Origin of the sequence: Cognatishimia sp. (assembly GCF_049116455.1) — a bacterium.
GTDB lineage: Bacteria > Pseudomonadota > Alphaproteobacteria > Rhodobacterales > Rhodobacteraceae > Cognatishimia.
Genome location: NZ_JAGDYW010000006.1, coordinates 29,715 through 52,579, shown reverse-complemented (window position 1 = coordinate 52,579; position 22,865 = coordinate 29,715). Strand labels below are relative to the sequence as shown.

Here is a 22,865-nt window from a genome sequence, read left to right as displayed (position 1 = left end):
ATCAGCTATCCTTCTTATTCGCTTTGCCCCACCATGTATTGGCAAGGGCCTGACCAGCCGCAAAACTGTTCTGGCCAAGTTGATCTTGAATGCGCAGGCATTCGTTCCATTTTACCATCCGCTCAGAGCGCTGGAAGGAGCCAACCTTCAACTGACGCCCACCGAGACCGGTGCTGAGATGAGAGATCGAGGCGTCTTCGGTTTCACCCGAACGTGCAGAGACAATCGTACCCCAGCCTTTTTCTTGCGCGGCTTTGAAGGTCTCAATCGCTTCTGTGATTGTCCCGATCTGGTTCACCTTAATCAACACTGCATTACAGGCGTTATCAGCCTGCGCCTCGCGCACCAGATCCGCGCTGGTCACCAGATAATCATCTCCAATGATCTGCACCCGGTCCCCAAAACGGCGGGTGAACTCAATTGTGCCTTCTTGGTCGTCTTCGCCAAGCGGGTCTTCGATCGAGGCAATCGGATAGGCATCCAGCCAGCCGCCAAGCATGTCAATCAACTGACCGCTGTCCATGTCGCGATCTTCCAGCGCCAGACGATAAGTGCCGTTTTCGCCAAATTCAGACGCCGCGATGTCCAAAGAGATCACCACGTTCTCGCCTGGCTTTTCCCCTGCCTTTTCGATGGCTTGAACTAGGGTCTCTAGTGCTTCTTCATTGCTTTTGAAGACCGGCCACCAGCCGCCTTCATCCGCCACACCAGCGAGGTTGCCACGTGAGGCCATAATATCGCCAGCGGCAAAGTAGACCTCATTGGTGACTTCCATGACCTCATCAAAGGTCTTGGCACCCGGCACCATGATCATGAAGTCCTGAATATCCACGCGGCGACCCGCATGCGCCCCGCCGCCAAAGATCTGGACTTCAGGCAGAGGCAAGGATGGCGTGCAACCATAAGCCTTAGCCACGTGACGCCACAATGGTTCACCTGCATCTGCAGCTGCCGTATGCAGCAACGCCAACGAGGTCGCAACGGTCGCATTGCCGCCCAGAGTTTCTTTCAGAGCCGATGGGTCCAGCTCTAAAATCGCGTTGTCTGCCCCCTGCTGGTCATAAATATCACGCCCCACCAAAGCAGAGGCAATTGGACCGTTGACGCTGGCCAGAGCCTTCTCGATGCCCTTCCCCTGCAAGACAGGGCCACCATCGCGAAGATCGATGGCCTCTCGTGTCCCGCGAGACGCACCTGCCGGCGCGATGGCGCGCCCCAGTTTGCCGTTTTCCAGAAACACATCGACTTCGACCGTCGGATGCCCACGAGAATCCCAGACCCGACGTCCAGTGATTGATTTGATTGCCGTCATGAACGAATGTCCTTCAGTACATTGGCGAGTGTTTCAACGAGTGTGTCCAAGTCGGACACAGGTGATTTGATCAGTGGGATAGAAAGACGACGCACAGCCTCGCGCCCCGTTTCATCCAAATATTCAACAGGGGATTTGCCATCCACACGTGCCAGCATCAGAGCGGGCAATAACCGACAGATCTTGGCCTCTAGGGCGGCAGGATCTTCCCAAGCGATGTGCGGCGCATAGGCCGACCAATACTGACCCATCTGCCCCAGCAGGCTTTCTGTCGATCCCGGCAAATGCACAGCTTTCAAAATCAGATGGTTCAGACAGAAAGACACGTCAAAACTCGCGTCCCCCATCGTCGCGCATTCTGCATCCAGGACCAAAGGCACATCGCCCCGGAACAGAATATTCTTTGGGCTCACATCCCCGTGCACCAAAACATTGCTGCTCTCATACAGCATGTCCTCAAGCGGTTTGATCTGTCCCGCCAGATCAGGATGGTTCTCGGCCGTGAAGCTCAGATAGGGCTCGATCCGCAGCGCCCGGAAGTCATCCCGGTTTTGGAAGGCAGCGGTGTCAAAACCCTCTGCAGCAGAAGCCTTGTGCACCTGACCCAACATATCGGCGACACGCGCGGCCTCTCCCCGATCAGGCGCTTCCTCAAGAAGCGACTCCTTCCAAAGATAGACCCCCTTACCGTCCAGAAACTCCATGGCAAACCCGTGCTCTTTCTCGGAGCGGCCAAAGAGTTTCACTGAGCTATCAGGCAGGATATCTGCGGCCACCTTGAGCCAAGCATATTCAGCCGCATTCCGGTGCACAGGCGCCTGCCAATCCGCTGCCACACGCAATTTTGCCAAGGCAAATTTCACGCAAATCTTCTGCGTCGGCAGCGCCACCATCGCAATATCAGACGCCACCCCGCCGGTCAGCGGACGTACTTCAGACACATCCTCCCGTGCCCCAAGGCCAAGCTCGACCACAAGGTCACGGCAACGTTGTTCTAACTCGGTGGGCACGGATGATTTCCCTTGTATTGTTCACGTGAACAATTAGTCTAAAAATTGTATTTCCGTCAAGACAGGATTTGACAACTTTGTTAAAAGCGCTGGAACCGAAGGGAAAAAACTTGTCTAACCGCGTGACCATCAAATCGATCGCAAAGGATCTCGGCATTTCGCATATGACCGTGTCGCGTGCCCTGTCTGATCATCCCAATGTCAACAAAGCCACGCGCGATATGATCCTCAACCGAGCACGTGAACTTGGCTATGTCAAAAACGCAGCCGCCAAGGCCATGCGCGGCGATGGCACAAAGATCGTCGGGCTGCTTCTGCCCAATATCATCAACGAATTTTATGCCCGCTTCGCGAACGCATTGGCCCTGGCCTGCGAGAAGAACTCGCTGCATCTGATCATCCATCTGACCAATGACGACATCGACCAAGAATACGCAGCATTAGAGCGCTTACGGGAAGTTCAGGCCATGGCCGTTCTTATGGTCCCTGCCCCGCGCCACGCAACCAATGACGTCACCCAGACATTTGGCCATAATATCATCCAGCTTGTGCGGGAACGCCCAATCGATGGCACCAGCGCCACTGTCTTGGTCGATGACCACAGCGCCATTCAGGAGGCCGTAGCATATCTGGCAAAGCAGGGTCATACGGAGATCGGCTATATTGGTGCCAACAACAAGCTCTCATCTGGTCAACAACGTCTGGCGGCCTTTCGCGCAGGGCTCGCAACCGCCGGTCTCAGCGAAAACCACGAACTCGTGCACACCGCCACCCCCTCCTTTGAAATGGGCCACGCCTGCACTGGCATGCTGTTAGACGGAAAAACTGCAACCGCGCTCATCTGTGGCGGCGTTGAAATATCAAACGGTGCGCTTGCGGCGCTTATGGATCGGGAAAAAGACCCCCACAAGGACATTGCCTTCATCGGATATGGTGACCCATCATTCTACGCGTGGATCGCAGGTGGGATTTCGACCATCAAATTGCCGATAGATCAACTTGCGCAGCAAGCCATGCACCTGTTGCAGAATACCGAGGACACCCCCCTAAACTCAGACGCCCTGAAGGCCACCCTCACTCTTCGACCATAGTTGATCACCTTGAAATCGGTGCTACTCAGTGCTACTTAGGCAAGAGGAGCACCTCATGACTGTTAAATCCTCAATCTCTCTTACCGACGACCAATTCGCCTTTGCCAAAGCAATGGTGGAGACAGGTCAATTCTCAAGCCTTAGTGCTGTCCTACAGCAAGGCGTTGAAATCTTGCGTAAAAAACAAGAGGATGATGTGCTGGAACGCGACGCTCTCCGGGTTCTATTGCAGCAGCGCGCAAAGGCACCAACCGTGTCGGCTGATGAATTTGATACAGGCCTGACCGATATGTTGGCTCGGAAACGCGTGGCCTATGGCCTGGACACTTAAATTTGCCGAAGGGGCAGAGCGTGACTTTGCGCTGATTTTCGACCATCTCGTGGACAGCTATATCGGGTTCGGAGAACCGCTTTCTGCTGCGCTAGATCACGCAGAAAACCGCGTGCTGGATATTCGGAAAGAAGCAGATCGTATCCTAATCGCGCCACATCGTGGTTCAGCGACTGACGACATCTTACATGGGTCGCACCAACTGACATTGGGGCAATCCACCTATTGGTTCCGCATCGATGAAGCTGAACAGATTGTCGTGGTTCTGGCAGTTTTTTTCGGAGGTCAGGATACAAGGCGAAAAATGCTTTTGCGCCTGCTTGAGGGCCCTCAATAGACCTGCGCCAGAGGTGGGCGACAATGCAATATTGGTGCTTTCAGCTCAGCAGAGAAAAGATTGCGTCGAATTCTGCTTTGACAATACCGCTGCTGATTTCTTCCAGATCAGCAGTGATTTACCGAGAACTTACTTTCCCGCCCCCATATCACATTGCCCCTCCCCAGCGAGCCTGCCCAAGTGTTCACCGGGACAGGCGGTGGAATCTACCGGCCCATCCAGCCGCCATCGACGACCAGAATCTCGCCGTTTACGTAACTCGCAGCATCGGATGCTAGAAACACAACTGGTCCTGCGAAATCTTCGGGTGTACCCCAGCGCCCTTGCGGAATCCGTTCTAGGATGGCTTTGGAACGCACTGGATCATCTTGTAGGGCCTGGGTGTTGTCTGTGGCGATATAGCCTGGTGCGACAGCATTCACGTTCAAACCTTTGCCCGCCCATTCATTTGCCAAGGCTTTGGTCAACTGGCCAATCCCGCCCTTTGATGCAGCATAACCCGGCACAGTGATACCACCTTGGAAGGTTAGCAACGACGCTGTGAAGATGATTTTTCCGCTTCCACGTTCAATCATGCCACGGCCAATCTCGCGTGACAGAATGAACTGTGAAGACAGGTTCACATCAATGACTTCATCCCAGATCTCATCTTCGTGTTCCGCTGCGGGCGCGCGTTTGATGGTGCCTGCGTTATTGACTAAAATGTCTGGCTTAACGCCATCCGCCTCTAATTGAGCCGCAAACCCACGCATGGCATCGCGATCTGAGAAATCGCACTGATAGGCTTTGAAATTTCGGCCAATCTCGCGCACTGATTTTTCGACTGCGCTGCCTTCAAGTTCCAAAGATGCGCTGACACCAACGATATCTGCACCTGCTTCTGCAAGGGCCTCGGCCATGCCCCGCCCAATACCGCGTTTGCAACCGGTGACGAGTGCGGTTTTTCCGGTCAGATCAAAGCTCGACAGAATGCTCATGCGAAATCTCCAACTTTGATTAGGCTTTTCATTGCGGTTGGGGTGCTGTCCAACGATTCAAACGCCGCTTGGATGTCTGACAACGGGCTGACGTCAGTGATGATGGTTTCCGCATCGATCACGCCAGTGGCCACAAGCGAAATCGCGTGTTCGTAGTCTTCTGGTTCATAAACACGAGCGCCGATCAGCTTCAGTTCGCGCCAGAAGTACTGGAACATATCAACGGTTGGCTTTTTCGCGTGGATGGCCACCATCACGATCCGGCCGCGTGTCGCTGCGACAGCGGTTGTGGCGTCAACACCTGGCTGAGAGCCAGACACTTCGAACACGACATCCGCACCTTTGTTGCCGGTCTTTTCATTGACGATGGCAACCAAGTCTTCTTTGGCTGGGTTCACGGTGTCAAAGCCAAGCTTTGCCGCAACCGCCAAACGGTTTTCGTTCACTTCAGATACGATCACTTTGCCACCTGCATCACGGGCCACCATGGCGACCAAGATACCAATTGGGCCGCCGCCGACAACAACTACGTCTTCGCCTTCTTTCAGCTCAGATAGGCGCACATCGTGGCAGGCCACTGCAACCGGTTCAACCAACGCTGCGTGATCCAGTTTCATGTCGTCAGGCAATGCGTGAACGGTAAAGGCTGGAACGGTCCACAGCTCTTGCATGGCGCCATCAGTATCAAGGCCTAGGAATTTCATGTTGTGGGACACATGCGGATACCCCGCTTGCGACGCTGGACAGTCCAGATCAGGGTCCAGTGGGCGCACGGTCACTTTCTGACCGGCGTCAAAACCCGTGACACCACTGCCAACATATTCGACAACACCTGACATCTCATGGCCAACAATCCGGTTATGACCGACACGCGCGTCCATATTGCCGTGAAACACATGCATATCGGTGCCACAGATGCCACAATAAGCGACCCGAATTGTCACTTCTCCAGATGCCGGCTTAGGGACCGGAACCTGTTCGACAGCAAATGTCTTGTCGCCGCGATAGAACGCGGCTGCCATCGTTTGGTTACTCATGAATGCATTTCCTTATGTGCGTCTTCAAGTTTGCCCCAATCAAAAGTCACGCCAACACCCGGTGCCATTGGTGCGAGTGCCATGTTATTTTCGATCTGAAGCGGTTGTGTTGTGTATTGGTCAATTGGGAAAGAGTGGACCTCGATCCATCCGCGGTTTTTCTGTGCCGAAACAAGGCTTACATGCAGTTCTTGCATACCATGCGAACAGATGGTCACATCATGTTTGCGGCTTAATTCGGCCACTTGCAGCCAACCTGTAATGCCACCACAATTTGAGGCGTCTGGCTGTACAAATCCTAGGCTTGCTTGATCAAAAGCATATTCGAATTCGTGGATTGTGTGTAGGTTTTCTCCCATTGCCAACGGGATGTTCGTATGTTTCGCGATCTCGCCAAAACCTTTGTAATCATCGGGGATCGTAGGCTCTTCAAACCAGACCAGATCAAAGGGTTCAAAGGCCTTGGCCGCTTTGATCGACTCTTCGACAGACATCGAATAATTGGCGTCCACCATGAATTTGATATGAGGCCCAATCAGCTCTCGTACGGCTTTGATACGTTCAATATCTTCTTCAAGCGTAGGCTGGCCAATTTTGATTTTAACGGCCTTAAATCCGCGATCCAAATAGGATTGAATGGATGAAAGCAGTTTCGGCAATGAGAAGTTCAAATCGATGCCACCGGCATAGGCAGGGCACTCTGGATTTTTGCCGCCAAGGTACTGCCAAAGCGGTTTGCCCGCCGCTTTACAGCGTAGATCCCACAATGCAATGTCCACCGCTGAAATCGCAAAGGACGCGATGCCGCCACGTGCCACGTAATGCAGGTGCCATTGCATTTCTTCATAGATGTCTTCAACGTTCGAGGCGTCTTGGCCGACCAACCAGCCGGCCAAGTCATGTTCAATCATCGCAGCGATCGCCCGGCCACCTTTACCACCGGTATAGGTATAGCCTGTTCCCTCAGATCCATCGGCCAACTGAACCGTTGCAGTGACCAATTCAAAGTGAGTGTGGTCACCGTGTTTTGCGTCCGAGAGAACCTCGGCCAGCGGGACATCAAAGACCCGAACGGTGACTTTGGCGATCTTTGCCATTTTAGATAGTTCCTTTCTTTGCCGTGCTTGCAACACGGCTTTGGAAAACGATCACCACGAATAAAAAGGCACCACGGATAACCATCTGCCAATATGCGCTGAGGCTGATCACCCCACGACCGTTTTCAAAGTTTAGAATGTTAAAGACGAGCCCCAAAAGAAGCGCACCGGCAACCGTGGCCGAAATCGATCCCATGCCGCCTGTCAAAAGCGTTCCGCCGACAACAACGGATGCGATGGCTGAAAGCTCCCAGCCGACGCCTTCCAAAGGCTGCCCTGCTCCAAAGCCAGAGGCCAAGAACAGACCGGCCATACCAGCGCAACCACCGCTGATCACATAGACCAGCACTTTGGCGCGGTTCACATTGAGGCCCATCATCATACTGGCGTCTTCACCGCCACCGATGGCCAAAACCGTGCGACCCAAAGACGTCTTTTCAAGCAGAATCCAAAGGCCGAACACCAGAATGATCGTGATCACGATGGTCCATGGCAGGATGCCAAAAGCCTTTTCCAGTCCCAGTTTGGTGAAATTGGAGGTCCAATCGATGGAAACTGTCTGAGCTCCAGAAATCACCAGAGCACCGCCTTTGGCCCCCAACATAGTGGCCAAAGTGGCAATGAACGGCGGGATGCGCATCGCCACAACGAAGAAGGCATTTAACCCCCCGATCGCCATGCCCGCAGCTACCGCGCCGGGCAAAGCCACCTGCACACCATAGGGTGACAGATAAGCCGCAACCACTGACGTGAAAGCTGCAACGGACCCCACTGATAAATCAATTCCGCCGGTCATGATGACAAAGCACATGCCCACCGCAATCACAATAAACATCGCGTTGTAGTTCAGAAAAGACGAGATGTTATAAGAGCCGCCAAAGTTCTCGTAGCGCATCAATCCAAAGAGAATTAGCGCCACCAGGGTAATCCAAACACCCAAGCTGTGCGTGTTGCCTTGAATGTAGCGGCGCAGGTCGAAAGCAGAAGTATCAAGCATCTGACTCACTCCTTCCGTGCTTGCTGGACATAGACCGCCAGCACGATAATGCCTGCCTTTGCGATCAGCGCGACTTCGTCGGCGACCCCATTGGCGAGCAGTGTGTATTTAACAAGCTGAATGATCACGGCACCCAAAATGGCTCCGAAAATGGGTGCTTTGCCGCCTTGCAGCAGCGTGCCCCCAACAACCGCCGCAGCAATCGCATCCAGTTCCATCAAATTACCGATCCGTGCCGCATCCGAGGCCGAGTTGATCGCAACAACGATCAAACCCGCCAACCCAGACAGGCCCGCACAGATCACATAGGCTCCGATCTTGACCCGTTTCACCGGCACGCCAGACAGCTGTGCCGCGCGCTCATTGCCGCCAACGGCAAGCAATTGACGCCCAAAGACCGTGTAGGCCATGACCCACCAGACGATGACCGCAATGATCAGCACCAAATAGCCCTGAAACGGGATGCCAAGGATCTTACCAGTCCCCAAATAGCTAAACGCCGGATTCGAGAAGGTTTGCAGATTCCCGTTAGTCAGAACCAGCGCGATACCGCGACCCGAGATGAAGAAAATCAAGGTGGCCACGATAGGCTGAACATTCAGTAGGCTCACCAAGGCACCGTTAAAGACTCCACAGGCCAAGGCCACAACGATTGGAACAATGATCGACAAAACCAGACCCAGTTCAGGGTTTGCTTCTGCGAAGGGAGACGTGAAAATCAACGGAGCTAATGCGCCAGACAATGCCATGATTGCCCCGACACTCAGGTCGATACCACCTGTGGCGATGACCAGCGTCATTCCAACGGCGACGATAGCAATGGTCGCCACTTGGCTGATGTTCACAAACAATGTTTGTGGATGCAGAAAGTTTGGTGTGACGAGAACGTTGAACAAAAGGATCACCAGCAGTGCAAATGCACCGCCATGACGTGTGATCATACTCCAGTCGAATTTTGGGCCAGCCGGTTTTGGCGAGTTATCCATAGCGTTATTTTCCATGGTCATGCCGCTGCCTCCCCGTGGTGTTGGGCAATGGCCGCAATCAGGCTTTCTTCTGTGACCCCCGGATTTTCCAGCTCTGTGATGGAATAACCGTCGCGCAGCACAATGATGCGATCCGCCCCTTCCACCAGCTCTTCGAATTCGGAACTGATCAGCAGAACACCCAAACCCTTGTCGACATATTCGCGGATAATCGATTGGATTTCGAACTTTGCACCAACATCGACACCGCGAGTCGGTTCGTCCAAAATCAATACTTCAGGCTCCAGTGCCAGCCAGCGCGCCAACAAGACTTTCTGTTGGTTCCCCCCGGACAATTCCCGGATCGGCTGCTCCATACCTGATGTTTTGATGCCAAGCGCTTTGATGAAACGTTCAACCAATTCGGCCTCACGTTTGCGATCTACCCGGCCCATTTTTTTCAGCTTGGGCAACAAGGCGAGCGTCATGTTTTCACGCACCGACATATGCGGCACGATGCCTTCGCGTTTTCGGTCTTCTGTTAGGAAACCAACCCCAGCTGCGATTGCTTCGGCAGGCGTGCCAATCTGACCTTTACCGCCGTGGCTGTCGATCTTGCCCGATTTTAGGGAATCCAAACCAAATAAAGCCCGCGCAGTTTCGGTGCGGCCAGATCCAAGCAGACCGCCCAATCCAACGATTTCACCTTTGCGAACAGTCACAGACACATCTTTGAGGCCACGCGCAGTTGAAATGTTTTCAGCCTCAAACAACGGGCTGCCCGGCGCGGTTTTCTCGCCGCCGCCAAGGCCTGTCATCCCAGCGGCTTCGATCTCTTCAGGATCGCGGCCAAGCATTTCAGAAATCAGACCAAGTTTTGTTGTATCTGCAATCACCCGCTGGCCCACAGTTTGGCCATCGCGCATGATCGTGACGCGGTCACAGATTTGATAAAGCTCATCAAGGAAGTGCGAAATATAAAGAACGGCAACGCCTTCTTTCTTTAGCTCACGCACAACACTGAATAGGATTTCGATCTCTTGATCATCCAGCGAGGATGTCGCCTCGTCCATGATCACCAATTGCGCATTCAATGAAACAGCGCGCGCGATGGCGACCAGCTGCTGAATGGCGGTTGAGTAAGACCCAAGCTGTGCTTTCACATCGATGTCGATACCAAAGCGTTCCAAAATCTCACGTGTGCGTTTGTGGGCCGCCTTCCAGTCGATCATGCCCATTCGGGTGCGCGGCTCATACCCCATCATGACGTTTTCCGTCACACTGCGTAGGGGAACCAGGCTAAGTTCTTGATAGATTGTTGCGATTCCGGCGTCTTGCGCCTCGCGAGGAGTGGATACCGTTGATGCGGTTCCGTTGATTGTCACCTCACCTGCGTCTCGTCGGTAGACGCCAGTCAGGATTTTAATGAGCGTGGATTTTCCGGCACCGTTCTGTCCAATGATGGCATGGACTTCTCCGGGTGCGATGTGAAGATTTGCGTTTTGCAAAGCAACGACGCCTGCAAACGATTTCTTAATCCCACTCATTTCGATCAGGTGTTGCATAACCTCATCGCCTTTCATGATGTTGTGCCGAAGGGGCCAGATGGCCCCCCCGGCTCAGGGAGAAATCAATACGCTTCGCCGATGTGGTCCGCTGCGTTGTCGATGGTGAAGACACGGTCTTCAACCTTCACCCAACCTGGGATTTCTTCGCCAGCGGCATATTTCTTCATGACGTCACAAGCCAAAGGACCAAAGAAAGGTGAACTTTCAACGGTCACACCCATTTTGCCATCAATGATCGCTTGAAGCGCGTCACGTGTCCCGTCGATGGAAACAACAGTGATGTCTTCACCTGGCTTGCGCCCTGCAAGTTCCAGCGCTTGGATTGCACCAATCGCCATTTCATCGTTGTGTGCATAAACAACGTTCACATCAGGATGCGCCTGCAGCAATGTTTCCATAACCTGACGGCCCAGATCCCGTGCAAAATCGCCAGTCTGAGAAGCTACGATCTCAAAGCGATCATCCTGCAGAATGCGGTCATCAAAGCCCTTCTTACGGTCATTTGCCGGAGAAGACCCTGTGGTGCCTTCCAGCTCAACGATGATGCCTTTGTCGCCGTCAAAGTTGGCAATCAACCATTCCGCTGCACGATCACCTTGTTCGATGAAGTCAGAACCAAGGAAGGCCACAAAGTGGTTGCCAGCTTGAGCAACACTCTCATCAACAGAGCGGTCTACCAAGAAGGTAGGAATGCCAGCTGCTTTGGCTTTCATGACCGCAGGGATCAGCGGCTTTTCTTCACGTGGTGGCAAGAACAGGACATCAATGCCTTGCGCGATCATGGAATCCACATCAGCAACCTGCTTCGCTGCAGAACCTGCGGCATCAGTTGCAATCAAGTCCCAGCCACAGCTTTCTGCCGTGTCATGAAAAGACTTGGTTTCGGCGATACGCCAAGGGTTGTTGGATTCCATCTGAGCAAAGCCCACACGGTAGCTGTCTTTTTGCGCCAGCGGCGGTGTATCAGCCATGGATACAGACGCGCTAAAGCCCATTCCCAGCGCGATGGCTGTTCCTAGCAAAATACGACGTTTCATTTCAATTTCCTCCAAGTTGAAATGCGGCCAAACCTCCTAGCCGCGTGTTGTCCAGGCTTACGCCCAGTTCATGTACAGGCTCTGCTTGCGCAGATACCCGTCAAACCCATATTTGCCGTCCTCACCGCCAAGGCCGGATTGGCCCCACCCGTTATGGAAAGCGTGGACCTGCTCGCCATTCGCGCGATTGACGTAGATTTCGCCAAACTTCAGTGCGTATGGGGATTGCATGATCCGGCGATGGTTTTCTGTGAACACATAGGCTGAGAGGCCAAAGGCTGTGTCATTCGCCATCGCAAGTGCCTGATCGAAGTCATCAACGCGGATCGCTGGAACAACCGGTCCAAACACCTCGTTTTGAACAACGCTGGAGGCGTTGTCTTTGACTTCAAGCACTGTTGGGGCAATCCAATGCCCCTTGGCATAATCACCTTCAGTCAGTGGTCCTCCTTCCAAAAGAACCTCCGCACCTTCAGCGATTGCCGTTTCTACAATCGAGGCCACCTTATCGACCTCAGGACCGCTGACCTTTGGACCCATATCTGGGTTGCCCATCGGATCACCGATTGTAAGTGCCGCAGATTTTGCAACGAATTTCTCTAAGAACTCGTCGGCAATATCCTTGTGCAGATACATGCGCTCATTACAGGTGCAGATCTGACCGCAGTTGGTGTACCGCGCAGCCACGGCCGCCTCGACAGCTTTGTCGATCTCGGCATCTTCCAGAACGATAAACGGTGCTTTGCCGCCCAGTTCCAGACGCAGCACTTTCATGCCTTCTGCGCCCGCTTTGAAAATTTCGCGCCCTGCCCGGTTGCTGCCGGTCATGGTCACCATTGCAGTGTCGGGATGCTCTACCAGAGCCTGCCCCACAACTGGCCCGCGACCAGCAACGACATTAAACAATCCGGCCGGCACACCTGCGTGTGCGGCAAGGGATGCAATGAACAGACCCGAAAGCGGTGTGATTTCATGCGCCAATAGAACAAAGCCATTGCCCGCGACAAGCGCCGGACCAAGCTTTCGCGTCGCCAAAGCGGCAGGGTAATTCCAAGACGTTAGTCCAACTACAACACCATAAGGGTGGCGGCGAATATGGATTTCTTCATTCAGATTATCGGAAACAAGAATGTCCCCTTCAATGCGACGCGCATTATCTGCGGCATGAAACAAGAATTCTGCGGTTGCGCCCACTTCGCCACGGGCTTGATCCAATGGCTTGCCCTGTTCGGCTGTAATAAGGCGCGCGAACTCTTCAGTGCGCGCTAGAACCAGTTCACCCAATTTGCGCACAACGCGACCACGCTCAACAGCCGGCACCTTCGCCCAGGCCTGTTTCGCAACACGAGCTGCATCTACAGCGGCCGCGGCGTCTTCTGCAGTCCCAACAGGAGTGGTTGCAATCACCTGTTCGTTTGCGGGGTTTTCAACTTCGATGGTCTCGCGACTACTGCCAACGGTCCACTGTCCATTGATAAACATTTGCGCTGCCAGAATCTTGCCTGACTGAATGTCGAACTCTTCCACGATCTTCCCTTTTGGTCATACCAAACAAGATGATGTTGTTCCGCATATCAGCGATTCAGTCAAGGTATTTTTCAAAAAACAGCGGATTCGCGGGTTTTTGATGTACTTCTTGTTTATTTTGGTGTGATCATATAGACGGCGACAGCATTCGAATAGCTATTGGGAGGTAGCTGCGAATCAAGCGAGCCGATGACGATTGAAACGCATTCGATCCCACATGAGGCTGTTTGAATTGCCAAGCTGGAGGAAGACACATGGCAGTTGAATTTGATTACATTGTTGCAGGAGGTGGCGCATCAGGTTGCGTCGCAGCCGCGCGTTTGGTCGCAGATGGTGGACATAAAGTTCTTTTGTTGGAAGCAGGCTATTCCAACAAACACCCACTCCTGGATATGCCGCCGGGCATTTTTAAAATGATCAATGGCACCAAATTCATGAGGTACCACAAAACTGTAGAACAGGATCATCTGGGTGGTCGCGTCCATGACATTCCGCAAGGCCACGTCTTGGGCGGAGGCTCTTCGGTGAATGCCCAGGTCTATATGCGTGGCCGCCCATCAGACTACGACGCATGGCACGAAGAGCTGCGCGGCAGTAATGATGGTGTCGACTGGGATTGGAACGCCGTTCTCCCTCATTTTCGTGGCATGGAAGATAACAATCGTTTGCACAATGACCGTCACGGCACCCATGGTCCACTTTTGGTGTCAGACCCCGGTCATATCGACAGTCTATCGCGTCTTTTCGTGCAAGCAGTTCAAGGTATGGGAGAGCCGTTCTCTGCTGACTTCAATGGCGCTCAGCAGCGTGGTGTTGGATTCTATCAATTTATGAACCGGCATGGGCGCCGGTCTTCATCGGCCTATGCTTACATTGAGCCATTGAAAGATAACCCGAACCTGACAATCCGCCTGCAATCCGAAGTCCAAAGCGTCGTCATCGAAAACGGAAAGGCCGTTGGTGTACGTTATGCGGACAAATCAGGCATTGTGCATACTGCACGATGCTCTGGCGAAGTCATCTTGTCAGCTGGCTCTCTGATCACACCAAAAATATTGATGCATTCGGGCATAGGCCCCGCAGATCATCTGGGTGAATTTGGTATCGATTGCAAAGTGGACCTGCCCGGTGTGGGTGAAAACCTTGTGGATCACCCAGAAGTCCCAATCACAGCACGGATCAAAGGCAAAGGCGGCTATTACAAACAGGGTGATGGTTGGCGCATGTTGAAAAATGGGCTTCAGTTCAAGCTGTTTGGCAGCGGCCCGATTACGTCTGCCGGTGTCGAAGCGGGGGCATTTGTGAACCCAACCGATCCAGAGGCAGACCCAACCATTCAAGCGTTCTGTGTGCCGATCGTCTATGTGGACCGCGACACAAAACATCTCGTCGAAGATGGTTATGGGCTGACAGTCACAACCGTAGTTGTGAAACCTAAATCCCGCGGCACGGTCAAGCTTGCGTCTGCCGACCCTAAAGCCATGCCGCTTGTCTCGCCAAATCTGTTAAAAGCCAAAGAAGACATGGATGCCATGGTCGAAGGCCAGCGTTTCTTCTTAAAGGCCTTCCAATCCACGCCGCTTGCGGAACGAATCGACAAGGTGATGCTGCCGAAACCAGGCGAGGATTCTGATGATGAAATCCGCGCCTATTGCCGCCGTTTCGTGAAAACCAATTACCATCCGGCAGGCACCGCAAAAATGGGTAAAGATGGAGACCCGATGGCTGTGCTTGACCCGCGGATGCGAGTGCGAGGAGTCGATGGGTTACGCGTGTGTGATCTATCCGCCATGCCAGACATCAACGCCGGCAACACGCAGGCCCCCGCCATGATGATGGGGGACCGCTGTGCCGATATGGTACTTGGTCGGTTATAACCCCTGACCCAACGTGATTTACTCAGCTAGGGTCACGGATTAAACACAAACCGGGTCACGTCAAAACGTGACCCGGAACAATGGAAAGGAATGCGCATTGCAAGGCCAAGATGACAAGGGACGTGCCGCCGATTTGGTGGTGCAGCGACTGGCGCAGAAAATCCAAACCGGGGAACTTCCTGATGGGCAGCCCCTGCCCCCAGAACGCAATCTCATGGAAGAATTCGGCATTAGCCGAACCGTTGTCCGCGAAGCTGTGGTCGCGCTGTCCAACAAAGGTCTGATCGAAGCCCGCCCTCGGCATCGTCCTGTTGTACGCAAGCCGGGGTTTGACGCCGCGTTTGACGCGCTGGAAAGCATCGTCACCCACCTGCTGCACGAGCCAGGTGGCGTGCGTAATCTTTTTGACACGCGTATTATCATCGAAGCTGCGCTGGTTCGAGAAGCTGCGAAAAATGCCACCAAGGAAGACATCGTCGCATTAAAAGAGGCCCTTGCTGCCAATGAGGCTGCGATCCACGACAGCGACGCGTTTTATGAAACCGATATCGGGTTTCACAAGGTGCTCTACAGCATCCCGCGCAACCCGGTTTTGCCTGCAATCAACAAGGCCTATACCAACTGGCTTGGGCCTCAATGGTCGCAAATGCCACGACTGCCCGATCGCAACCGGGCTAACTACGAGTCACACCGCGAAATCTATGATGCGATTTTGATGCGCGATCCGGACGCCGCCGAAGCCGCCTTGCGCACTCATTTGAAAAACGCCTGGGAACAGGTTCGAAAGACCTTTGGAGAACTTTAAATGAACGCCATCAGACGCCCAATCCAATCCATATGTTGCATGGGGGAGGTCATGATCGAACTTGTCAACGGCCGGGATGGCAACATCGCTCAGGGTGTTGCTGGCGATACTTACAACACGGCCGTCTATATGAAACGCGCCTTGAAAGACGCCGACGTCACCGTTTCATATTGCACAGCCCTTGGCACCGATCCTTATTCCGAGACCATTCGCGCCGAGCTAACAGGCTATGGGCTCGACACCTCCTGCATCGAAACACGGGCGGATAAAATCCCTGGCCTATATGCGGTTGATACCGACGATGAAGGCGAACGCAGCTTCACATATTGGCGGTCCGATGCCGCCGTACGCACGCTTTTTCAAGCTCCGTGCGAAGTGACGTTTGATAAACTGGCTCAGTTTGACCTGATTTATCTTTCCGGTATTTCCATGGCGATTTTATCACCTGCCATCCGGGCGCAATTGATCGATTTCATTGCAACGTTTCGCGCAGGTGGCGGCACCTTTGCCTATGACAGCAACTATCGCCCCCGCCTCTGGGACAGCCAAGCCACCGCCCAGGCAGTGAACACACAAATGTGGAAACTATCAGATATTTCCTTGCCCTCCATTGATGACGAAATGGAACTGTTTGGTGATGACACGGAAAGCGCCGTCCTAGACCGGCTGGACAGCTTTGGGGTTTCAACCGGCGCATTGAAACGCGGCGCAGAAGGACCGCTTGATCTGGCTGGGAACGTGGTAGCTGAAAACCTAAATTCCGTGGAAAAAGTCATCGACAGCACAGCTGCTGGTGACAGCTTCAATGCGGGCTACCTGGCAGCCTATATTCAAGGTCAATCCACACAGCATCAAATGGAAGCTGGCCATAACCTTGCTGCAAAGGTCATCACCTACCCCGGCGCCATTATCCCTGACTAAAGCAAAAGAGCGGGCCTAGTTGGACCCGCTCTTTATTGATGCAATTTTGATGCTTTAACTGGCCCGTTCCCTTTGATGCGGATCTGGAATTGGAACCGCAGACAGCAGCGATTTTGTATAGGGGTGTTTTGGCCCTGCCGCCAACTCTTCGCGGGTGAGCAATTCGACCATTTCCCCTTTATACATCACCGCCACACGATCACATATGTGATCCACAACGGCCAAATCGTGTGAGATAAAGATATAGGTCAGTGCGAACTCTTCCTGCAGATCCTGCAACAGGTTTAGAACCTGCGCTTGGATCGGCACATCTAGCGCTGAAACCGCTTCGTCGGCAATCACCAGCTCTGGCTTGGTCGCCAGCGCACGCGCCACACCAAGGCGCTGACGCTGCCCCCCGGAAAACGCATTTGGATGGCGCAGCAGAAACTCGGGGCTTAACCCGACCTGAACCAGCAGCTTGGCCACACGCTCAGACAGGTCTTTACGGCCCAGGCCTTCGGCTTTTTCAATACATTGTCCGATCAGATCGATCACGCGCAGTTTCGGATTAAGCGACGATTGCGGGTCTTGAAAAACCATGCGCATATCCCGCCAGATATCGCGCATCTCGGCTTTGCCTGCCGTGCTTATTTCCGCTGCGGGCTTATCTTTGCGCAGAAACTCGATGGAACCAGAGGTTGGGGGACGGATGCCCATAATGGCCCGACTTAGGGTCGATTTTCCCGACCCGCTTTCGCCAACGATGCCGAAGGTCTCGCCGCGATATACGTCAAACGAGACGTTGTTGACCGCTTGAATCACGCCAGTCGGTTTGCTGAAAACACCGCCGCCAACTGGGAACTCCACATTTACATTGCGCACCTTGATAACCGGTTCGCCCGCAGGTGGTCGTGGCTTGGCGGGGATTAATTCTGGTGGGTTGTCTGGGTTTGCCAGCAACTCCTTGATGTCTGGCAAGCGGTGCACACGTTGTCCGCCTAGTTTGGGAACAGAGGCCAAAAGCGCGCGCGTATACGGATGCTTTGGGGCATCAAAGATCGAATAAACATCGTTCTTTTCTACAATTTTACCGTGGTACATTACCACGATATCCTCAGCCACCTGTGCCGCAACGCCCATGTCGTGGGTGATCAACATGACCCCCATCTGACGCTCTTCCTTCAGCTCAGCGATCAGGTCCAGAATCTGAGCCTGTGTTGTGACATCCAAGGCTGTGCTTGGTTCATCTGCAATCAACAAGCGTGGCTCGCATGACAAGGCCATCGCGATCATCGCCCGCTGACGCATCCCGCCCGACAGCTCAAACGGATAGGCTTCAAACCGCTCTGCTGGACGCGGAATTCCGACGCGATCCAACAGATCAATTGCCGCTTCTTTCGCCTCGACCTTGGTCACATTCCGATGCAACAAAATCGTTTCGACAATCTGTTTGCCAATTTTGGTGATCGGCCCGAGGGATGACATCGGTTCCTGAAAGATCATCGATATATCTTTACCGCGGATCTCACGCACCTCTGGCGCCCCTGCCCTTGGTTTGGCCAAGTCCAGAGATCGACCATCCGCATGATTGTAGATGATCGAGCCTTCGGTGATCTTGCCAGGCTTGTCGACGATACGCAGAATTGACCGCGCCATAATCGATTTCCCAGACCCACTTTGTCCCAACACAACCATGGTGCGGTTCGCCATCACATCCAGATCCACACCATCAACGGCGGTGACCACGCCATCTTCGGTAAAGAACTCGGTCTTTAAACCGCGAATTTCGACAAGCGGCTTGTTCAAGTCTGTTTTCGGATCAATGTGCATTTGGATCTGCGGCATCACGGAGGCCGTCCCCTAGGAAGTTAAGTGTCAGAACCGCGACCACAATCATCGCACCTGGCGCAATCAACAGCCACGGAGCTTCAACAATCGAGCGGATGTTCTGTGCTTCTTTCAACAAAGTACCCCACGAGATAATCGGTGGTTGCAGGCCAATGCCAAGAAAGCTCAGCGAGGTTTCCGCAAGGATCATCAGAGGAACAGCCAATGTTAGCGAGGCAATGATGTGGCTTGAGAAATTCGGCACCATATGTTTCCGAATAACTTCCCAATCCGTCAGCCCATCCAGCCGCGCGGCAATGATAAAATCTTCATCGCGCATCGCCAGAAACTTACCGCGCACCTCGCGGGCCAGTGACGTCCAGCCGATCATCGAGACAATTAAGGTGACCACGAAATAGGTTCGCAACGGTGGCCATCCCAATGGGATCGCGGCGGCCAATCCCATCCACAATGGGATTGTTGGAATAGAGCGCAGGAATTCAATCAGACGCTGGATCAGATTGTCGATCCAACCGCCGTAGAAACCAGAGATCCCACCAAGAGCCACGCCAACAACCAGTGAAACGGCGACCCCAACCAGACCAATCGACATCGACACTTTAGTGCCAATGATGATCCGGCTCATCATGTCGCGACCAAGACGGTCCGCGCCAAAGAAATAGACCTTATCTTTTGCGTTTACCGGACCAAATAGATGCACATCCGATTTAAACAGACCCAAAACTTCGTATTCGGCACCGCGCACGAAAAATCCTAGCGGAATTATCTTTTCAGGGTCTGCCGCATAGCTGCGCCGCATGGTCGAACGGTCGATCTGCATTTTCATCTGCTTAGCGTGCAGCTTAAAGCTACGGCCCCCATCCGCATCATCCACCATAAAGTGGATGCCTTGCGGTGGCTGGAAGATCGCGCGGCGATTTGTATCTGCCGCGTCGCCTGGTGCCAAAAATGGACCAATCAAAGCCATCAGATAGATAAGGCCTACCAGCCAGAGGCTGAGATAAGCAATCTTGTGGCGTTTGAACTTACGCCACATTAGCGCCCGCGGGCTTAGAACGTTAGGCACGTCCGTCTCATCCGGCATTGGCGTGGTTGAAGAAAGCGTTGTCATTGGTAACGAATCCTCGGGTCAATCCACGCCAGCAACACGTCCGACAGCAAGGTGCCTAAAACGGTCAGGATGGAAACGATGAAAATCAGCGAACCAGCAAGGTACATGTCTTGCACCAAAAGCGCGCGCAGCAGCAAAGGTCCGGTTGTGGGCAGGTTCATGACCACCGCAACAATGATTTCTCCTGAAACCAATGTCGGCAGGATCCACCCGATGGTTGAAATGAACGGGTTCAACGCGACACGGACGGGATAGCGCAGCAACAGGCTGAACTCACTCATGCCTTTTGCGCGTGCAGTTACCACATAGGGGCGATACAGCTCGTCCAGAAGATTGGCGCGCATGATGCGGATCAAAGCGGCGGCACCGGATGTTCCAACAACAACAATCGGCATCCAGATCCGGCCCATAAGATTGCCGACCTTATCCAGCGTCCAGGGTTGGTCCAAATATTCAGGGCTCACCAAGCCACCGACACTTTGGCCGAAATACTTAAAGGCCACATACATCATCACCAGCGCCAGCAGGAAGTTCGGGATCGCAAGGCCGATAAAGCCAAAGAAGGTCGCGATATAGTCGCCAATAGAATACTTGCGGACCGCGGAATAGATCCCAATCGGCAGCGCTGTCATCCAGATGAAGGCCAGCGTCATCAATGAGATACCAAAGGTCCACCCCAATCGATCCCAAATCAGATCATTCACGGGTAAGTTCTTTTCAAACGAGATACCGAAATTGCCCTCAAACAATATGCCGGTCATCCACTTGTAATATTGAACATACATTGGCTGTCCGAGACCATATTGGTCGCGCAACGCTTGCATGGTGCCCTCATCCAAACCACCAGAGTCATTGAGCTCTGCGGCAAGGGTATCAAGGTAGTCACCAGGTGGAAGTTGGATGATTGCAAAGGTCACAATCGAGACCAAAAAGACGGTCGGGATCATATAGAGCAATCGGCGGTAGATGAAACTGAGCATCAGTCCAGGCCTTATTCAAAGTAGGTGTGGAGCTGCCACCGGGGAGGTTTGGGGCAGCTCCACTTGGTTAAGTCATGCCAACTTGGAAGAAAGAAAGCATGGCTTTTTTCAAAGAGCGATTATTTCAGGTTATCCCCGCCTTCGAAATAGTACTGCGCTGTGTACGGCGCCGGTGTCCAGAGCTGACCAGCGATCGGCATTGGATCCGGATAGTTGCGCAAGTTGTTGCGAGCGATACCAAAGGCACCATCTACCTGGCGAATACCAATGGTTAAAAGCTGGCTGGTCGCTTGGTCGATCAAGCTTTTCAACGCAGCTTCTTGTGCCACTGGATCGGCAGTGGATGTCACACCGCTATAAGCTTCAAACAAAGCTTTGATATGTGCTGGTGGCTCTTCACCAGTGCTTGGGTCCGCACCCCATGCTGCCCACTTCGGCGCCCAGTAAACAACGTTTGGACGTGGCAAGTAGCAATCCGGGTTAGAATAGGCATCCACCAGACCACCTGGGCAGTTCCAGATATAGCCATCATGCTCTGCACTGCCTGCAACTTCTTGCAAACGAGAACGATCCGTTGCGCGAACCTGAATATCTAGGCCAACTTCTTTGGCCTGCTCAGCGATGATTTCCATCACATCTGGATATTGGAAGCCAAAGACATCAGCGACCAGGAACACCAGTGTGAAACGTTCCCCATCAGCACCAAGACGGAAGCCGTCAGAGTCACGTTTGTCCAGACCAACACCATCCAACAGCGCATTTGCCATATCGGTGTTATATTCCGTGTGCTGCGTTGACCATTCTTCGTTGAAGACTGGTGACAGCGGGTGCGGAGATGTCTGCACCGGACGACCTACGCCTAGATAAACCAGATCGATGATCTCTTGACGATCAATCGCGTGGCTCAGCGCCTTGCGGAAGTCGAAATTGTTTACAATTGCGTTTTTCGCAGGATCCGGATTGTTCAGGTTCAACATCAAGGCCGCTTGGCTCGCAGTGATGTCACCCACTTGATAGAAACCATACTGACCACGGTCTTTGTTGTCGGTCAAAGCCGCCAAGTTGGACGCGCGACCAATGTGGCGAGCCATATAGTCGATCTCACCGTTGAATGCCTTCAGCAGAATACTTTCAGGATCTTCGACCTGATCCCATGTTACGCGGTCGATGTAAGGCAGCTGTTGGCCATCCCCATCAACTTTGAAGTAATATGGGTTCCGTTCCGCTACAACGCGGTCGCTTGCACCATATGCGGTGCTCAGGTGCCAGGGATGCAACGTCGGGCGATCCACATTCTGCCAGAACAGCGGCGTGTGCATCGGACCTGCTTTCAGGTTGAACAAAGACACCCAGTCGTTGGCTGCAGGTTCTGCGTCAACCAGCGCCTGCACATCACTGTTATAGTCCGCATGGAACTGCTTCAGATAATGCGCTGGATAGTTCACCACATAGTAGCCAAAACCATAGGCCATGTTCTGTAGGAACAGACCATTAGGCGCACCAAATTTGAATTCCACCGTAGTGTCGTCAATCTTGGTAACTTCGACAGGACCTTTTGGACCCACAAAGTTTGGATGCTGGGATTTGGTTAGACGTTCGTCGTTAAACACCTCCGCCCAGAACATGATGTCGTCCGCTGTGAATGGCGCACCATCAGACCATTTCATGCCCTCCCGCAGGTTGAACGTGAAGGTGGTCGCATCATCGGATACTTCATAGCTTTCCGCGATATTGGTATGGATTGTCGCCCAATCCGCGCTCCAACGCACAAGGTTCTCGTTGGAAATCAAACGCACGATATTGTGCTGATCACCACCACCCAGAATAGCGCGGCGCAGCGTGCCGCCATATTCACCGATGGAGTCCAGCGTTTCCAAAACCAGTGGCTCAGACGGCAGACGTTCCTCAACCGGTGGCAACGAACCCGCAGAAACCATATCCGCAAGCATCGGCGCCTCTTTATAGCCCTCCGCCATGGCCATTGTCGCCATGCAAAGACTTGCAACGGTTGACCCGAGCAGCCCTCTCATTTTCAAGTTTAGTCCCATTCTATCC

At 53.3% G+C, this 22,865-nt stretch carries 20 protein-coding genes; 6 read left to right on the top strand and 14 right to left on the bottom strand.

Going from position 1 to position 22,865, the window contains the following annotated elements:
* Nucleotide 1: 1 nt before the first annotated feature.
* Nucleotides 2-1,312: a phosphopyruvate hydratase gene (gene eno, locus JXQ85_RS15620; RefSeq protein ID WP_421749897.1), complete on the bottom strand. Its 1,311-nt coding sequence runs from the start codon at nt 1,310-1,312 to the stop codon at nt 2-4.
* Nucleotides 1,309-2,322, bottom strand: coding sequence for a phosphotransferase family protein (locus JXQ85_RS15615; protein WP_421749896.1), 1,014 nt, complete (start codon nt 2,320-2,322; stop codon nt 1,309-1,311). Before JXQ85_RS15615 ends, eno begins: the two co-directional genes overlap by 4 nt.
* 110 nt (nt 2,323-2,432) lie before the next feature.
* Here JXQ85_RS15615 and JXQ85_RS15610 point away from each other — a divergent pair, with 110 nt between their 5' ends.
* From JXQ85_RS15610 to JXQ85_RS15600, 3 genes are read left to right on the top strand one after another with little or no spacing between them, the layout of a single operon-like run.
* Nucleotides 2,433-3,413 carry a LacI family DNA-binding transcriptional regulator gene (locus JXQ85_RS15610; protein ID WP_421749895.1) on the top strand — a complete coding sequence of 327 codons (981 nt, stop codon included), beginning with the start codon at nt 2,433-2,435 and terminating at the stop codon, nt 3,411-3,413.
* A gap of 55 nt (nt 3,414-3,468) precedes the next feature.
* Nucleotides 3,469-3,744: a ribbon-helix-helix domain-containing protein gene (locus tag JXQ85_RS15605; RefSeq protein WP_421749894.1), complete on the top strand. Its 276-nt coding sequence runs from the start codon at nt 3,469-3,471 to the stop codon at nt 3,742-3,744.
* Nucleotides 3,728-4,081, top strand: a complete 354-nt coding sequence (locus JXQ85_RS15600) for a type II toxin-antitoxin system RelE/ParE family toxin (protein ID WP_421749893.1) — start codon at nt 3,728-3,730, stop codon at nt 4,079-4,081. The genes JXQ85_RS15605 and JXQ85_RS15600 overlap by 17 nt, the downstream gene beginning before the upstream one ends.
* A gap of 206 nt (nt 4,082-4,287) precedes the next feature.
* Here the strand turns inward: JXQ85_RS15600 and JXQ85_RS15595 are convergent, their stop codons facing one another.
* The 8 genes from JXQ85_RS15595 to JXQ85_RS15560 all read right to left on the bottom strand — a co-directional run bounded on the left by JXQ85_RS15595 (nt 4,288) and on the right by JXQ85_RS15560 (nt 13,286).
* A complete protein-coding gene (locus JXQ85_RS15595) occupies nt 4,288-5,052 on the bottom strand; it encodes an SDR family oxidoreductase (protein WP_421749947.1) in 765 nt (254 codons plus the stop codon).
* A gap of 2 nt (nt 5,053-5,054) precedes the next feature.
* Nucleotides 5,055-6,095, bottom strand: coding sequence for a zinc-dependent alcohol dehydrogenase (locus tag JXQ85_RS15590; RefSeq protein ID WP_421749892.1), 1,041 nt, complete (start codon nt 6,093-6,095; stop codon nt 5,055-5,057).
* Nucleotides 6,092-7,192, bottom strand: a complete 1,101-nt coding sequence (locus JXQ85_RS15585; RefSeq protein WP_421749891.1) for a mandelate racemase/muconate lactonizing enzyme family protein — start codon at nt 7,190-7,192, stop codon at nt 6,092-6,094. The genes JXQ85_RS15590 and JXQ85_RS15585 overlap by 4 nt, the downstream gene beginning before the upstream one ends.
* Before the next feature lies 1 nt (nt 7,193).
* Nucleotides 7,194-8,189 carry an ABC transporter permease gene (locus JXQ85_RS15580; RefSeq protein WP_421749890.1) on the bottom strand — a complete coding sequence of 332 codons (996 nt, stop codon included), beginning with the start codon at nt 8,187-8,189 and terminating at the stop codon, nt 7,194-7,196.
* Nucleotides 8,190-8,194: 5 nt separating this feature from the next.
* Nucleotides 8,195-9,196, bottom strand: coding sequence for an ABC transporter permease (locus tag JXQ85_RS15575; protein WP_421749889.1), 1,002 nt, complete (start codon nt 9,194-9,196; stop codon nt 8,195-8,197).
* Nucleotides 9,193-10,719 carry a sugar ABC transporter ATP-binding protein gene (locus tag JXQ85_RS15570; RefSeq protein ID WP_421749888.1) on the bottom strand — a complete coding sequence of 509 codons (1,527 nt, stop codon included), beginning with the start codon at nt 10,717-10,719 and terminating at the stop codon, nt 9,193-9,195. Before JXQ85_RS15570 ends, JXQ85_RS15575 begins: the two co-directional genes overlap by 4 nt.
* 65 nt (nt 10,720-10,784) lie before the next feature.
* A complete protein-coding gene (locus JXQ85_RS15565; RefSeq protein ID WP_421749887.1) occupies nt 10,785-11,759 on the bottom strand; it encodes an ABC transporter substrate-binding protein in 975 nt (324 codons plus the stop codon).
* 57 nt (nt 11,760-11,816) lie between these two features.
* Nucleotides 11,817-13,286 carry an aldehyde dehydrogenase family protein gene (locus JXQ85_RS15560; protein ID WP_421749886.1) on the bottom strand — a complete coding sequence of 490 codons (1,470 nt, stop codon included), beginning with the start codon at nt 13,284-13,286 and terminating at the stop codon, nt 11,817-11,819.
* Between the two features lie 254 nt (nt 13,287-13,540).
* Here JXQ85_RS15560 and JXQ85_RS15555 point away from each other — a divergent pair, with 254 nt between their 5' ends.
* The 3 genes from JXQ85_RS15555 (at nt 13,541) to JXQ85_RS15545 (ending at nt 16,889) form a co-directional block, all read left to right on the top strand.
* Nucleotides 13,541-15,163, top strand: coding sequence for a GMC family oxidoreductase (locus JXQ85_RS15555; protein ID WP_421749885.1), 1,623 nt, complete (start codon nt 13,541-13,543; stop codon nt 15,161-15,163).
* Nucleotides 15,164-15,260: 97 nt separating this feature from the next.
* Nucleotides 15,261-15,968, top strand: a complete 708-nt coding sequence (locus tag JXQ85_RS15550) for a FadR/GntR family transcriptional regulator (protein ID WP_421749884.1) — start codon at nt 15,261-15,263, stop codon at nt 15,966-15,968.
* Complete coding sequence (locus JXQ85_RS15545) at nt 15,969-16,889, top strand: sugar kinase (protein ID WP_421749883.1); 921 nt, start codon at nt 15,969-15,971, stop codon at nt 16,887-16,889.
* 54 nt (nt 16,890-16,943) lie between these two features.
* On the opposite strand, the gene JXQ85_RS15540 is transcribed toward JXQ85_RS15545, so the two are convergent.
* The 4 genes from JXQ85_RS15540 to JXQ85_RS15525 form a co-directional block, all read right to left on the bottom strand.
* Entirely contained in the window at nt 16,944-18,716 is a 1,773-nt protein-coding gene (locus tag JXQ85_RS15540) for a dipeptide ABC transporter ATP-binding protein (RefSeq protein WP_421749882.1), read from the bottom strand.
* The gene (locus JXQ85_RS15535; protein WP_421749881.1) at nt 18,691-19,830 is read right to left on the bottom strand and encodes an ABC transporter permease; all 1,140 of its coding nucleotides are present in this window, start codon (nt 19,828-19,830) and stop codon (nt 18,691-18,693) included. The genes JXQ85_RS15540 and JXQ85_RS15535 overlap by 26 nt, the downstream gene beginning before the upstream one ends.
* Complete coding sequence (locus JXQ85_RS15530; protein ID WP_421749880.1) at nt 19,827-20,810, bottom strand: ABC transporter permease; 984 nt, start codon at nt 20,808-20,810, stop codon at nt 19,827-19,829. Before JXQ85_RS15530 ends, JXQ85_RS15535 begins: the two co-directional genes overlap by 4 nt.
* A gap of 119 nt (nt 20,811-20,929) precedes the next feature.
* Nucleotides 20,930-22,858 (bottom strand): ABC transporter substrate-binding protein, encoded by a 1,929-nt coding sequence (locus JXQ85_RS15525; protein ID WP_421749879.1) that lies wholly within the window; start codon nt 22,856-22,858, stop codon nt 20,930-20,932.
* Between the last annotated feature and the right edge of the window lie 7 nt (nt 22,859-22,865).

What these genes read in the sequence shown, in the direction of transcription:
- eno (WP_421749897.1), bottom strand. Translation starts at nt 1,312, where the DNA reads ATGACGGCAATCAAATCAATCACTGGACGTCGGGTCTGGGATTCTCGT.
- JXQ85_RS15605 (WP_421749894.1), top strand. Translation starts at nt 3,469, where the DNA reads ATGACTGTTAAATCCTCAATCTCTCTTACCGACGACCAATTCGCCTTT.
- JXQ85_RS15600 (WP_421749893.1), top strand. Translation starts at nt 3,728, where the DNA reads ATGGCCTGGACACTTAAATTTGCCGAAGGGGCAGAGCGTGACTTTGCG.
- JXQ85_RS15590 (WP_421749892.1), bottom strand. Translation starts at nt 6,095, where the DNA reads ATGAGTAACCAAACGATGGCAGCCGCGTTCTATCGCGGCGACAAGACA.
- JXQ85_RS15585 (WP_421749891.1), bottom strand. Translation starts at nt 7,192, where the DNA reads ATGGCAAAGATCGCCAAAGTCACCGTTCGGGTCTTTGATGTCCCGCTG.
- JXQ85_RS15580 (WP_421749890.1), bottom strand. Translation starts at nt 8,189, where the DNA reads ATGCTTGATACTTCTGCTTTCGACCTGCGCCGCTACATTCAAGGCAAC.
- JXQ85_RS15575 (WP_421749889.1), bottom strand. Translation starts at nt 9,196, where the DNA reads ATGACCATGGAAAATAACGCTATGGATAACTCGCCAAAACCGGCTGGC.
- JXQ85_RS15570 (WP_421749888.1), bottom strand. Translation starts at nt 10,719, where the DNA reads ATGCAACACCTGATCGAAATGAGTGGGATTAAGAAATCGTTTGCAGGC.
- JXQ85_RS15565 (WP_421749887.1), bottom strand. Translation starts at nt 11,759, where the DNA reads ATGAAACGTCGTATTTTGCTAGGAACAGCCATCGCGCTGGGAATGGGC.
- JXQ85_RS15555 (WP_421749885.1), top strand. Translation starts at nt 13,541, where the DNA reads ATGGCAGTTGAATTTGATTACATTGTTGCAGGAGGTGGCGCATCAGGT.
- JXQ85_RS15545 (WP_421749883.1), top strand. Translation starts at nt 15,969, where the DNA reads ATGAACGCCATCAGACGCCCAATCCAATCCATATGTTGCATGGGGGAG.
- JXQ85_RS15540 (WP_421749882.1), bottom strand. Translation starts at nt 18,716, where the DNA reads ATGCCGCAGATCCAAATGCACATTGATCCGAAAACAGACTTGAACAAG.
- JXQ85_RS15535 (WP_421749881.1), bottom strand. Translation starts at nt 19,830, where the DNA reads ATGACAACGCTTTCTTCAACCACGCCAATGCCGGATGAGACGGACGTG.
- JXQ85_RS15530 (WP_421749880.1), bottom strand. Translation starts at nt 20,810, where the DNA reads ATGCTCAGTTTCATCTACCGCCGATTGCTCTATATGATCCCGACCGTC.
- JXQ85_RS15525 (WP_421749879.1), bottom strand. Translation starts at nt 22,858, where the DNA reads ATGGGACTAAACTTGAAAATGAGAGGGCTGCTCGGGTCAACCGTTGCA.